Source organism: Lysobacterales bacterium, assembly GCA_014946745.1.
In the GTDB taxonomy this organism is placed as follows: Bacteria; Pseudomonadota; Gammaproteobacteria; order Xanthomonadales; family Xanthomonadaceae; genus Aquimonas.
In genome coordinates this window covers 2,785,073-2,797,267 of record JADCRD010000001.1, presented here as the reverse complement: position 1 = coordinate 2,797,267, position 12,195 = coordinate 2,785,073, and the positions used below count along the sequence as shown (strand labels likewise).

Below are 12,195 nucleotides of genomic sequence, written 5' to 3'. Positions count from 1 at the left end.
AATGGCAACCCAGCATGAAATCAAGGCTACCGTCCGCAAGGATGCAGGGAAGGGTGCGAGCCGCCGCCTGCGTCGTTCGGGCCAGGTGCCTGCGGTCGTCTACGGCGGTCACGCCGAGCCGACCAGCATCGAGATCCTCCACAACACCGTGTGGCTGGCCGCCGCGCACGAGTGGTTCTATAGCTCGATCCTTGATCTGAACGTCGATGGTCAGGTGCAGCAGGTCATCCTGCGCGACATGCAGCGTCACCCGGTCAAGCCGCTGATCATGCACATGGATTTCCTGCGCGTCTCCGCCGACGAGCTGATCCGCGTGCGCGTGCCGCTGCACTTCCTGAACCAGGAAACCTCGCCGGCGGGCAAGGCCGGCGGCGTCGTGATCACCCACGAAGTCAACGAAGTCGAAGTGTCCTGCCTGCCGGGCAACCTGCCGGAGTTCATTGAAGTCGACCTGGTCGCGCTGAAGGCCGGCGACACCCTGCACCTGTCCGACATCAAGCTGCCGGCTGGCGTCACCATTCCTGAGCTGAAGCTGGGCAAGGAGCATGACGTTGCCGTGGTGATCGCCCGCCAGTCGAAGGCCGGCGAGTCCGACGAAGCCGCAGTAGAGAAGAAGTAAGACCTGCCGATCCCGCCGGCGATCGTGCCGGCGGGATCTGCCTTGCCGCATGAGCGCGCTGCGACTGATCGTCGGCCTGGGCAACTCAGGCAGTGACTACGCCCACACCCGCCACAACGCGGGTTTCTGGTTCGTTGACCGTCTGGCAGAGAAGGCGGGCGCACGCTTGGCTCACGAAGCCAAACTGAAGGGTGAGACCGCGCGGGTGAGCGTGGAAGGCCACCAGCTCTGGCTGCTCAAGCCCGCGACCTTCATGAACCGCAGCGGCCAGTCCATTGCTGCTGCTTTGCGCTACTTCAAGATCGAGCCGGCCGAGATGCTGGTGGCGCACGATGAGCTCGACTTGCCTGCCGGCACGGCTCGGCTCAAGTTCGACGGCGGCCACGGCGGCCAGAACGGCCTTCGCGACGCCTTCGCCCATCTGGGCCACGGCAAGTTCCATCGGCTTCGGGTCGGCATTGGCCACCCCGGCCACAAGGACAAGGTCACGCCCTGGGTGCTAGGACGGCCCGGTCGCGACGACGAGATCGCCATCCAGCGCAGCCTGGATGCCGCCCTTGACCAGTTGCCGCTGCTGCTGCGCGGCGACCTCGCCGAGGCGATGAAGAGGCTGCATACGAACACCGGGGTTCGGGATTAGGGATTCGGGATGGGCGCAAGCCTGCGCCCCGGCCGTCTCTGCTCCTTCGAATCCCCGATCCCGAATCCCCAATCCCGGACTCCAAGCCCATGGCCATGAGATGCGGCATCGTCGGACTCCCCAACGTGGGCAAGTCCACCCTGTTCAACGCCCTGACCAAGGCGGGCATCGCCGCGGCCAACTTTCCCTTTTGCACGATCGACCCCAACGTGGGCGTGGTGCCGGTGCCGGATCCGCGGCTCGGCCAGCTGGCGGAGATCGTCAAGCCTCAGAAGATCATCCCGACGGCCGTCGAGTTCGTCGATATCGCCGGCCTGGTTGCGGGCGCGAGCAAGGGTGAGGGCCTGGGCAATAAGTTCCTGGCCAACATCCGTGAGACCGATGCGATCGCGCACGTGGTGCGTTGCTTCGAGCACGGCGACATCGTGCACGTGGCTGGCAAGGTCGACCCGATCGCCGATATCGACACCATCGACACCGAGCTCGCGTTGGCGGACCTCGAAAGCGTCGAGAAGGCGCTGAATCGCTATGAGCGCGCTGCCAAGGCCGGCGACAAGGACGCCGCCCTGCGCCGCGACCTGCTGACGCGCGTGCGCGCCCATCTCGACCAGGGCAAACCCGTGCGCGGCATGGGGCTGGACGGCGACGAGCGCGCCCTGCTGCGCGAGCTTTTCCTGCTTACGGCGAAGCCGGTGATGTACATCGCCAACGTGCGCGAGGACGGGTTCTCCAACAACCCTCATCTCGATCGCGTACGCGAGCGCGCAGCGGGCGAAGGCGCCGAAGTCGTGTCCGTCTGCGCGGCCATCGAAGAGGAGCTCTCGCAGCTTGAGGATGCCGACCGCGATGTCTTCCTCGCCGACCTTGGTCTCGATGAGCCCGGCCTCAACAAGGTCATCCGCGCGGGCTACACGCTGCTCGGTCTGCAGACCTACTTCACCGCCGGTGTGAAAGAAGTGCGCGCCTGGACCGTGAAGGCGGGCTCCACTGCCCCCCAGGCGGCGGGTGTGATCCACACCGACTTCGAGCGCGGCTTCATCCGCGCAGAAACCATGGCTTTCGACGACTTCATCAGGTATCGCGGGGAAGGGGGGTGCAAGGAGGCTGGGCGCCTGCGGCTCGAAGGCAAGGAGTACATCGTCCAGGAGGGCGACGTCCTGCATTTCCGCTTCAACGTCTGAGCTTCCAGCGCCTCGCGCAAACTTTTTCGCGATCCGGCATTGACAGATGCCATTTCGACGTTGAAAATGCGGGGCTCTCTGTTGGAGGGATACCCAAGCGGCCAACGGGGGCAGACTGTAAATCTGCTGGCTCACGCCTTCGGTGGTTCGAATCCACCTCCCTCCACCACCGTTTGATGGCTTCGGCTTGCAGATCCAAGCGGGAGTAGTTCAATGGTAGAACCTCAGCCTTCCAAGCTGATGGTGCGGGTTCGATCCCCGTCTCCCGCTCCACCGCTGTTAGCTGAAGTTCGAAGGTCAGGGCGAGCCAAAGGCCGCCAAGACTTATCGGTCTCCACCCTCGCCGAGGGGTGAAGGCTGGGTTCAAAAATTGCGTGCTCATGTAGCTCAGTCGGTAGAGCACTTCCTTGGTAAGGAAGAGGTCGCTGGTTCGATTCCAGTCATGAGCACCATCTCTCACGGCACCTATCCTCACTTTCCGAATCTTCAGTTCACCGGGATACCAAAGCCATGGCCAAGGGTAAGTTCGAGCGCACCAAGCCGCACGTGAACGTGGGCACGATCGGTCACGTTGACCACGGCAAGACGACGCTGACGGCGGCGCTGACGAAGGTGGGCGCGGAGCGTTTCGGCGGCGAGTTCAAGGCCTACGACGCGATCGACAAGGCGCCGGAAGAGAAAGCGCGCGGCATCACGATCTCGACCTCGCACGTCGAGTATGAATCGCCCAACCGCCACTACGCCCACGTGGATTGCCCGGGTCACGCCGACTACGTGAAGAACATGATCACGGGCGCGGCGCAGATGGATGGCGCGATTCTGGTGTGCTCGGCCGCTGACGGCCCGATGCCGCAGACGCGCGAGCACATCCTGCTGGCCCGCCAGGTTGGCGTCCCCTACATCGTGGTCTACCTGAACAAGGCGGACATGGTGGATGACGCCGAGCTGCTGGAGCTGGTGGAGATGGAAGTCCGCGAGCTGCTGTCGAAGTACGATTTCCCGGGCGACGACACCCCGATTGTCAAGGGTTCGGCGAAGCTTGCGCTGGAAGGTGACCAGTCCGAGATCGGCGTGCCGTCGATCATTGCGCTGGTGAATGCGCTGGACACCTACATTCCGGAGCCTGAGCGCGACATCGACAAGACCTTCCTGATGCCCGTGGAAGACGTGTTCTCGATTTCGGGCCGCGGCACCGTGGTGACGGGCCGTATCGAGCGCGGCGTGATCAAAGTCGGTGACGAAGTCGAAATCGTGGGCATTCGCCCGACGGTCAAGACTACGGTCACCGGCATCGAGATGTTCCGCAAGCTGCTGGATCAGGGTCAGGCGGGCGACAACGCCGGCCTGCTGCTGCGCGGCACCAAGCGCGACGACGTGGAGCGCGGCCAGGTGCTCTGCAAGCCGGGTTCGATCAAGCCGCACACCCAGTTCGAAGCTGAGGTGTACGTGCTGTCGAAAGACGAAGGCGGCCGTCATACGCCGTTCTTCAAGGGCTACCGTCCGCAGTTCTACTTCCGTACGACCGACGTGACCGGTTCGATCGAGCTGCCGGAAGGCGTCGAGATGGTGATGCCGGGCGACAACATCAAGATGAACGTGACGCTGATCGCCCCGATCGCGATGGAAGAAGGCCTGCGCTTCGCGATCCGCGAAGGCGGCCGTACCGTCGGCGCCGGTGTTGTCGCCAAGATCATCCAGTAAGATAGCGCCTTCCCTTCGTGGGAAGGCTGGCCAAGGCGAGCCCCATCCAGGCTCGCCTTCGGCCTTTTCGGAGTTTGACGCTTCGTAACCTCGTGTACGCCAGTAGCTCAATTGGCAGAGCAGCGGTCTCCAAAACCGCAGGTTGGGGGTTCGAGTCCCTCCTGGCGTGCCATTTCAGAAGACCCGGATGAACGCAAAGGTCGTACAGAACGAAGCGGTGTCCACAAGTGACATCGTCAAATACGTCATCGCCGGCCTTCTGGTCGTCGGCGCATTGGCTGGCTTCTATTGGTTCTCGACGGCTCCAACCGCTTTGCGCGTTGTTGGCATGCTCGTGTGCGTTGGTCTCGCCATCGGCGTTTTCATGCTGACCGCCAAAGGCAGGGAAACGCGGGAGTTCTTTGCGGAAACGCGGTTCGAGCTTCGCAAGGTGGTTTGGCCCACGCGTCAGGAAACGATGCGCACTACGGGCCTGATCATGGTGGTCGTCATCATCATCAGCCTGATCCTTGCGTTGTTCGATTTGATCATCTCCACCGGCGTTCGCGCCCTTCTGGGGGCGTGAGGGCGGACATGAGCAAGCGTTGGTACGTGGTGCAGGCGTATTCCGGCTTCGAGCAGCAGGTCAAGAAAGCATTGATCGACCGCATCGCGCGCTCGGGCATTGAGGAGCGTTTCGGCGATGTCCTCGTGCCGACGGAAGAGATCATCGAGATGCGTGGCGGACAGAAGCGCCGCAGCGAGCGGAAGTTCTTTCCAGGCTACGTGTTGGTTCAAATCGAAACCCATGGCGAAGGCGGTGGCCTGCGGATCGATGACGAGTGCTGGCATCTGGTCAAGACCACGCCCAAGGTGCTCGGCTTCATTGGCGGTACGGCCGATAAGCCGCTGCCCATCAAGGACAGCGAAGCCGACCGCATCCTCCAGCGCGTTCAGGATGGCGTTGAGAAGCCGCGGCCCAAAATTCTGTTCGAGCCCGGCGAGATGATTCGGGTGATTGACGGACCTTTTAACGACTTCAACGGCACTGTCGAGGAAGTCAACTACGAGAAGAGCCGCCTGCGTGTGGCGGTGCTTATTTTCGGTCGCTCGACCCCGGTGGAACTTGAGTTCACCCAGGTAGAGAAGGCCTGAGAGGCCGGGAATCGGGAATCGGCATTCCGATCTCGCAAGTGTAGGCAGCGCACCGCTGGCTGCTCTTGCGAAGGTCGAATCCTCCGTCCCTGATCCCGAATCAAGCAACCAACGGGGAGCCATACCGGTGCATAACACCGCGCGGCGCTTGAACCCGAGGAGTTAATGTCATGGCAAAGAAAGTTGTTGGCTACATCAAGCTGCAGGTCAAGGCCGGTCAGGCCAACCCCAGCCCGCCCGTCGGCCCGGCCCTGGGTCAGCGTGGCCTGAACATCATGGAGTTCTGCAAGGCGTTTAACGCCGCGACTTCCAAGATGGAGCCGGGCCTGCCGACTCCGGTCATCATTACGGCCTATTCCGACCGTACCTTCACCTTCGTCACCAAGAGCACCCCGGCGACTGTGCTGCTGAAGAAGGCCGCGGGCATCACTTCAGGCTCCAAGCGTCCCAACACCGACAAGGTCGGCAAGGTCACTCGCGCCCAGCTGGAGGAGATCGTCAAGGCCAAGCAGGCCGATTTGACGGCAGCCGACATCGAGGCGGGTGTGCGTACGATTGCGGGTTCTGCCCGCAGCATGGGTCTGGTGGTGGAGGGCTAAGTCATGGCAAAGATTTCTAAGCGTTTCAAGGCGATGCAGAGCCTGGTGCAGCCCGGCAAGACCTACGCCATCGACGACGTCCTGCGCATCCTCAAGGACAGCAGCAAGGTCAAGTTCGTCGAGTCCGTTGACGTGGCCGTGCGCCTGGGCGTGGATGCCCGCAAGTCGGACCAGCAGGTCCGCGGTTCAACCGTGCTGCCGAACGGCACCGGCAAGTCGGTTCGCGTCGCCGTGTTCTGCCCTCCTGGCGCCAAGGCGGATGAAGCTGTCGCGGCCGGCGCGGAGGCCATCGGCATGGACGACTTGGCCGAGAAGATGCAGGGCGGCGACCTAAACTACGACGTTGTCATCGCCACTCCGGATGCGATGCGTGTGGTCGGTAAGCTCGGTCAGGTGCTCGGTCCGCGCGGCCTGATGCCGAACCCGAAGGTTGGCACTGTCAGCGCCAACCCCGCCGAAGCCGTGCGCAACGCCAAGGCCGGTCAGGTCCGCTACCGCACTGACAAGGCCGGCATCATCCACTGCACGATCGGCAAGGCCAGCTTCGATGCTGAGGCGCTGAAGGGCAACCTGCATGCGCTGCTGGGCGATCTGATCAAGGCCAAGCCCGCCGCGTCCAAGGGCCACTATCTGCAGAAGATTTCGCTGTCCACCACCATGGGCATCGGCATCACGGTCGACCAGTCGAGCCTCTCGCTCAAGGTCTGATCACGGCATTAATGGCCGCGCGCCCGCCAGGCGCGCGGCATGTTTTGGAGGCAGCCACGCGAGTGGCCGCCGTCAAAGACCGCAGGTGTTACTCAAGGAGGAGGGCGATCCGGGGCGAAAGTCACGGCTGCTCTCCTTGTTGCGTGGCTTAAACCGTTGGCGTCGCGCCGACATGCCTGCGTAGATGGTGCCGACCTTCTGGAATTCTCGAAGCCGGCTACCAACGGGACGTCGTCGACGTCTCCGGTGACCAAGGAAGGCCACCGCCAGGGACCGCGCGCGGCTGACACAGCGCCTGCGGAATTTCATACGGAGGAGTGCAATGGCTCTCAATCTGACTCAAAAGCAAGAAGTGGTCGCCGAGCTGGCGGAGATCGCCGCCAAGGCCCACTCCTTGGTCGCAGCCGAGTACGCGGGCACGACCGTCAGCAAGATGACGGAGATGCGCAAGAAGGCTCGCGAGTCCGGCGTGTACTTGAAGGTTGCCAAGAACACGCTGGCTGCGCGCGCGATGGCGGGTACTGAATTCGAGTGCGTCAAGGACGCACTGGTCGGCCCGCTGCTGTATGCGTTCTCGCTAGAAGATCCCGGCGCCGCCGGGCGCTTGATCAAGGAGTTCGCCAAGGGCAACGACAAGCTCCAGCCCAAGGTGGTCTCGATGGGCGGCAGGTTGCTGCCGGGCTCGCACGTTGATGTGCTTGCTTCGCTGCCGACCCGCGACCAGGCGATCGCCATGTTCCTCAGCGTGCTCGTTGAGCCCGCCACCCGCTTCGCGCGCGTGGTCAAGGCGGTTGGCGACAAGCAGCAGGAGCAGGCGGCCTGACCGCCCGCGGACCCCTCGCGGGCCGCATCGAATCCACAGTTTCCAGAATCCATTCCAGAGGTAGAAAACGATGTCTCTCACCCACGAGCAGATCCTCGAAGCGATCGCCGGCATGACCCTTCTCGAGGTCATGGACCTGGTCAAGGCCGCTGAAGAGAAGTTCGGCGTCACCGCCGCCGCCCCGGTCATGATGGCTGCCGGCCCCGCCGCCGCCGCCGCCCCGGTCGAAGAGCAGACCGAGTTCAACGTGATCCTGGCCGAAGCCGGCGCCAACAAGGTCAACGCGATCAAGGCCATCCGCACCATCACCGGCCTCGGCTTGAAGGAAGCCAAGGACCTGGTCGAGAGCGCGCCGGCCGTGGTCAAGGAAGCCGTCAGCAAGGAAGACGCAGCCAAGTTCAAGAAGGAACTGGAAGACGCCGGCGCCAAGGTCGAAATCAAGTAAGCGACGCTTTGCGTCGCGCGCTTGAACGTCGCGCGAACGAGCCTGGGGGCGAAAGCCCCCGGGCTTTCGTCCGTCTCTGCGGTACTCGTAGTGCGCTCCACTGATTGACAGGCCCCGATTGGACCTGCGCCCTGCTCCAGGACCCAGCTCCAATCGCGGCCCGCAAGGGCTGCAACGCACGCTTACTTTCCCGGATCGGTGCCACGACGCGGCCGCTCCAGCACAACCAGGGTGGTACTTCGGCCATGACCTACTCCTTCACCGAAAAGAAGCGCATCCGCAAGGATTTCGGCAAGCGTTCCTCGATCCTCGAGGTGCCGTTTCTGCTGGCGATCCAAGTGGACTCCTACCGCGAGTTCCTGCAGGAGCACATCGCTCCCGCGCAGCGGAGCGAGCAGGGCCTCCACGGCGCCCTGAAGTCGGTCTTCCCGATCAGCAGCTACAGCGGCAATGCAGCGCTTGAGTACGTCAGCTACAAGCTGGGCGAGCCGGCCTTCGATGAGCGCGAGTGCCGCAACCGGGGCATGAGCTATGGCGCGCCGCTGCGCGTGACCGTGCGCCTCGTGATCTACGACAAGGACAGCCCGGCTTCGAACAAGGCGGTGAAGTACGTCAAGGAGCAAGAGGTCTACATGGGCGAACTGCCGCTCATGACCGACAACGGCACGTTCATCATCAACGGCACCGAGCGCGTCATCGTCTCCCAGCTGCACCGCTCGCCCGGCGTGTTCTTCGACCACGACCGCGGCAAGACCCACAGCTCGGGCAAACTGCTGTACAGCGCGCGCATCATCCCGTATCGCGGCTCCTGGCTGGATTTCGAGTTCGACCCGAAGGACGCGCTGTTCACCCGTATCGACCGCCGCCGCAAGCTGCCGGTCACGGTGCTGCTGCGCGCGCTGGGTTTCTCGAACCCCGAGATTCTCGAGACCTTCTTCGAGATCAACCGCTTCAGCCTGCTGCCGGAAGGCGTTGAGCTTGAGCTGGTCGCCGAGCGTCTGCGCGGCGAGACGCTGAACTTCGATCTGGTCGCTGACGGCAAGGTCATCGTCGAGGCCGGAAAGCGCATCACGGCCCGCCACGTCAAGCAGCTGGAGCAGGCCAAGATCAGCGCTCTCGAAGTGCCCGACGAGTACCTGCTCGGCCGCATTCTGGCGCACGACGTTGTCGACCCGAAGTCCGGCGAGCTGCTGGCCTCGGCCAACGACGAGCTGCATGAGGACCATCTGGCAAAGCTGCGCAAGGCCGGCGTGCAGAACCTCGGCACGATCTGGGTCAACGACCTCGACCGCGGCGCCTACATTTCGAACACCCTGCGCATCGACCCGACGCGCACCCAGCTGGAAGCCCTGGTCGAAATCTACCGGATGATGCGTCCGGGCGAGCCGCCGACCAAGGAAGCCGCGCAGAACTTGTTCCAGAACCTGTTCTTCTCGACCGAGCGCTACGACCTGTCGGGCGTCGGGCGCATGAAGTTCAACCGCCGCGTTGGGCGCAAGGAGGTCGAGGGCTCAGGCGTGCTGAGCAACGACGACATCCTGTCGGTGATGAAGGTGCTGATCGACATCCGCAACGGCAAGGGCACAGTCGACGACATCGACCACCTCGGCAACCGTCGCGTACGCTCGGTGGGCGAGATGGCCGAGAACACCTTCCGCGTGGGACTGGTGCGCGTTGAGCGTGCCGTCAAGGAGCGCCTCTCTCTGGCCGAATCGGAAGGCCTCACGCCGCAGGAGCTGATCAATGCCAAGCCGGTCGCGGCGGCGATCAAGGAGTTCTTTGGCTCCTCGCAGCTCTCGCAGTTCATGGACCAGAACAATCCGCTGTCGGAAGTCACCCACAAGCGCCGCGTTTCCGCGCTGGGGCCGGGTGGCTTGACTCGCGAGCGCGCCGGCTTCGAAGTCCGCGACGTGCACCCAACCCACTACGGCCGCGTCTGCACCATCGAAACGCCGGAAGGTCCGAACATCGGCCTGATCAACTCGCTGGCCGTGTACGCCCGCACGAACCGCTATGGCTTCCTCGAGACGCCGTACCGTCGCGTGGTCGATGGCAAGGTCACCGACCTGATCGACTTCCTCTCGGCGATCGAAGAAGCCGAGTTCGCGGTGGCGCAGGCCAACGCCAACCTGACCGAGGACGGCAAGTTCATCGAGCAGTTCGTGCCATGCCGTTACCAGGGTGAGTCGCTGCTCATGGCGCCGGCCGAGATCCAGTACATGGACGTCTCGCCGATGCAGACCGTCTCGGTCGCGGCGGCGCTGGTGCCCTTCATCGAGCACGACGACGCCAACCGCGCCCTGATGGGGGCGAACATGCAGCGTCAGGCTGTTCCGACCCTGCGTGCCCAGACCCCGCTGGTCGGCACCGGCATCGAGAAGGATGTGGCCCGCGACTCGGGCGTTAATGCCGTGGCCAAGCGCGGCGGCGTGATCGACCAGGTCGACGCGGCGCGCATCGTGGTGCGCGTGAACGAAGCCGAGATCGGCGAGAACGACCCGGGCGTCGACATCTACACCCTGACCAAGTACACCCGCTCCAACCAGAACACCTGCATCAACCAGCGCCCGCTGGTACATGTCGGTGACCGGGTGGAACGTGGCGATGTCCTGGCGGACGGCCCCTCGACCGACATCGGTGAGCTGGCGCTGGGTCAGAACATGCTGATCGCCTTCATGCCGTGGAACGGCTACAACTTCGAAGACTCGATCCTGATCTCGGAGCAGGTGGTCAAGCAGGACCGCTACACCACCATCCACATCGAAGAGCTGACCTGCGTCGCCCGCGATACCAAGCTGGGGCCGGAGGAAATCACCGCCGACATCCCCAACGTGTCCGAGCAGGCACTGGGCCGACTGGACGAGTCCGGTGTGGTCTACATCGGCGCCGAGGTGCAGGCAGGTGACATCCTGGTCGGCAAGGTTACGCCCAAAGGCGAAAGTCAGCTGACCCCGGAAGAGAAGCTGTTGCGAGCGATCTTCGGTGAGAAGGCCTCGGACGTGAAGGACAGCTCGCTGCGTGTGCCTCCGGGCATGGACGGCACCGTCATCGACGTGCAGGTGTTCACGCGCGACGGCATCGAGAAGGACAAGCGCGCCAAGCAGATCGAGGAAATGGAAGTCCGTCGGGTCAAGAAAGACTTCGACGACCAGTTCCGCATCCTGGAGGGCGCGATCTTCGCCCGCCTGCGCACCCAGATTCTGGGCCGCGTGGCCAATGGCGGTCCGGCGGGCCTCAAGAAGGGCGCCGAGATCACCGACGAGTACCTGGGCAGCCTGAAGAAGGACGAGTGGTTCTCGATCCGCATGAAGGACGAGGACGCCGCTGACTTCATCGAGCGCGCGCAGAAGCAGATCGAAGCGCACAAGAAGGAATTCGAGAAGCGTTTCGCCGACAAGCGCGCCAAGATCACTGCAGGTGACGATCTGGCGCCGGGCGTGCTGAAGATGGTCAAGGTCTTCCTCGCGGTGAAGCGTCGTATCCAGCCGGGCGACAAGATGGCGGGTCGCCACGGCAACAAGGGTGTGATCTCGATGATCCAGCCGGTCGAGGACATGCCCTACATGGCCGACGGCCGTCCGGTCGACATCGTCCTGAACCCGCTGGGCGTACCTTCGCGCATGAACATCGGCCAGGTGCTGGAAACCCACTTGGGCTGGGCCGCGAAGGGCCTGGGCGAGAAGATCCAGCGGATGCTCGACGAGCAGCGCAAGGTCAAAGAACTGCGCGATTTCCTCGACCAGATCTACAACCACGACAAGAGCATTCGCGGTTCGCTGCGTGAGGATCTCTCGCAGCTCAGCGACGACGAAATCCTTGCGCTTTCGAAGAACCTGACCACTGGCGTGCCGATGGCAACCCCGGTGTTCGACGGCGCCGACGAAGCTGAACTGAAGGCGATGCTGAAGCTCGCGGATCTGCCCGAATCGGGTCAGACCACGCTGTACGACGGCCGCACGGGTGAGGCGTTCGATCGCGCGGTCACCGTGGGCTACATGTACATGCTGAAGTTGAATCACCTCGTTGACGACAAGATGCACGCGCGCTCGACCGGCCCGTACTCGCTCGTCACCCAGCAGCCGCTGGGCGGTAAGGCGCAGTTTGGCGGCCAGCGCTTTGGTGAGATGGAAGTCTGGGCGCTGGAAGCCTACGGCGCGGCCTACACCCTGCAGGAAATGCTGACGGTGAAGTCCGACGACGTGCAGGGCCGCAACCAGATGTACAAGAACATCGTCGACGGCAACCACGAGATGGCCGCGGGCATGCCCGAGTCCTTCAACGTGCTGGTCAAGGAAATCCGTTCGCTGGCGATCAACATCGAGCTGGAAGAGCACTGAGGAACGGG

General features: G+C 63.4%; 11 protein-coding genes and 4 tRNA genes. All 15 read left to right on the top strand.

Annotated features, from left to right (window positions below; translation table 11 throughout):
* Position 1 precedes the first annotated feature (1 nt).
* The 15 genes from H4O13_11205 to rpoB all read left to right on the top strand — a co-directional run bounded on the left by H4O13_11205 (position 2) and on the right by rpoB (position 12,187).
* Positions 2 to 619, top strand: coding sequence for a 50S ribosomal protein L25/general stress protein Ctc (locus H4O13_11205; protein ID MBE5315952.1), 618 nt, complete (start codon positions 2 to 4; stop codon positions 617 to 619).
* A 49-nt stretch (positions 620 to 668) separates the two neighbouring features.
* On the top strand, positions 669 to 1,259 hold the full coding sequence (gene pth, locus H4O13_11200; protein ID MBE5315951.1) for an aminoacyl-tRNA hydrolase: 591 nt from the start codon (positions 669 to 671) through the stop codon (positions 1,257 to 1,259).
* 89 nt (positions 1,260 to 1,348) lie between these two features.
* Positions 1,349 to 2,440 (top strand): redox-regulated ATPase YchF, encoded by a 1,092-nt coding sequence (ychF, locus tag H4O13_11195; GenBank protein ID MBE5315950.1) that lies wholly within the window; start codon positions 1,349 to 1,351, stop codon positions 2,438 to 2,440.
* 83 nt (positions 2,441 to 2,523) lie between these two features.
* A tRNA-Tyr gene (locus H4O13_11190) sits at positions 2,524 to 2,609 on the top strand.
* Positions 2,610 to 2,639: 30 nt separating this feature from the next.
* Positions 2,640 to 2,713: transfer RNA gene (locus H4O13_11185), tRNA-Gly, on the top strand.
* Positions 2,714 to 2,816: 103 nt separating this feature from the next.
* Positions 2,817 to 2,892: transfer RNA gene (locus tag H4O13_11180), tRNA-Thr, on the top strand.
* A gap of 58 nt (positions 2,893 to 2,950) precedes the next feature.
* Positions 2,951 to 4,141 carry an elongation factor Tu gene (gene tuf / locus H4O13_11175; protein ID MBE5315949.1) on the top strand — a complete coding sequence of 397 codons (1,191 nt, stop codon included), beginning with the start codon at positions 2,951 to 2,953 and terminating at the stop codon, positions 4,139 to 4,141.
* A gap of 96 nt (positions 4,142 to 4,237) precedes the next feature.
* Positions 4,238 to 4,313, top strand: a tRNA-Trp gene (locus tag H4O13_11170).
* Positions 4,314 to 4,328: 15 nt separating this feature from the next.
* Positions 4,329 to 4,706 carry a preprotein translocase subunit SecE gene (gene secE / locus H4O13_11165; GenBank protein MBE5315948.1) on the top strand — a complete coding sequence of 126 codons (378 nt, stop codon included), beginning with the start codon at positions 4,329 to 4,331 and terminating at the stop codon, positions 4,704 to 4,706.
* A gap of 8 nt (positions 4,707 to 4,714) precedes the next feature.
* The gene (gene nusG / locus H4O13_11160) at positions 4,715 to 5,275 is read left to right on the top strand and encodes a transcription termination/antitermination protein NusG (GenBank protein ID MBE5315947.1); all 561 of its coding nucleotides are present in this window, start codon (positions 4,715 to 4,717) and stop codon (positions 5,273 to 5,275) included.
* A gap of 170 nt (positions 5,276 to 5,445) precedes the next feature.
* Positions 5,446 to 5,874 (top strand): 50S ribosomal protein L11, encoded by a 429-nt coding sequence (gene rplK / locus H4O13_11155; protein ID MBE5315946.1) that lies wholly within the window; start codon positions 5,446 to 5,448, stop codon positions 5,872 to 5,874.
* 3 nt (positions 5,875 to 5,877) lie between these two features.
* Positions 5,878 to 6,582 (top strand): 50S ribosomal protein L1, encoded by a 705-nt coding sequence (gene rplA / locus H4O13_11150; protein MBE5315945.1) that lies wholly within the window; start codon positions 5,878 to 5,880, stop codon positions 6,580 to 6,582.
* A 322-nt stretch (positions 6,583 to 6,904) separates the two neighbouring features.
* A complete protein-coding gene (gene rplJ / locus H4O13_11145) occupies positions 6,905 to 7,405 on the top strand; it encodes a 50S ribosomal protein L10 (protein MBE5315944.1) in 501 nt (166 codons plus the stop codon).
* Positions 7,406 to 7,475: 70 nt separating this feature from the next.
* On the top strand, positions 7,476 to 7,850 hold the full coding sequence (rplL, locus tag H4O13_11140) for a 50S ribosomal protein L7/L12 (GenBank protein MBE5315943.1): 375 nt from the start codon (positions 7,476 to 7,478) through the stop codon (positions 7,848 to 7,850).
* 245 nt (positions 7,851 to 8,095) lie between these two features.
* The gene (gene rpoB, locus H4O13_11135) at positions 8,096 to 12,187 is read left to right on the top strand and encodes a DNA-directed RNA polymerase subunit beta (protein ID MBE5315942.1); all 4,092 of its coding nucleotides are present in this window, start codon (positions 8,096 to 8,098) and stop codon (positions 12,185 to 12,187) included.
* Positions 12,188 to 12,195 lie beyond the last annotated feature (8 nt).

Coding starts and splice junctions, on each gene's coding strand:
- H4O13_11205 (MBE5315952.1), top strand. CDS start 2: ATGGCAACCCAGCATGAAATCAAGGCTACCGTCCGCAAGGATGCAGGG.
- rplL (MBE5315943.1), top strand. CDS start 7,476: ATGTCTCTCACCCACGAGCAGATCCTCGAAGCGATCGCCGGCATGACC.
- rplK (MBE5315946.1), top strand. CDS start 5,446: ATGGCAAAGAAAGTTGTTGGCTACATCAAGCTGCAGGTCAAGGCCGGT.
- tuf (MBE5315949.1), top strand. CDS start 2,951: ATGGCCAAGGGTAAGTTCGAGCGCACCAAGCCGCACGTGAACGTGGGC.
- ychF (MBE5315950.1), top strand. CDS start 1,349: ATGGCCATGAGATGCGGCATCGTCGGACTCCCCAACGTGGGCAAGTCC.
- rplJ (MBE5315944.1), top strand. CDS start 6,905: ATGGCTCTCAATCTGACTCAAAAGCAAGAAGTGGTCGCCGAGCTGGCG.
- rpoB (MBE5315942.1), top strand. CDS start 8,096: ATGACCTACTCCTTCACCGAAAAGAAGCGCATCCGCAAGGATTTCGGC.
- pth (MBE5315951.1), top strand. CDS start 669: ATGAGCGCGCTGCGACTGATCGTCGGCCTGGGCAACTCAGGCAGTGAC.
- nusG (MBE5315947.1), top strand. CDS start 4,715: ATGAGCAAGCGTTGGTACGTGGTGCAGGCGTATTCCGGCTTCGAGCAG.
- rplA (MBE5315945.1), top strand. CDS start 5,878: ATGGCAAAGATTTCTAAGCGTTTCAAGGCGATGCAGAGCCTGGTGCAG.
- secE (MBE5315948.1), top strand. CDS start 4,329: ATGAACGCAAAGGTCGTACAGAACGAAGCGGTGTCCACAAGTGACATC.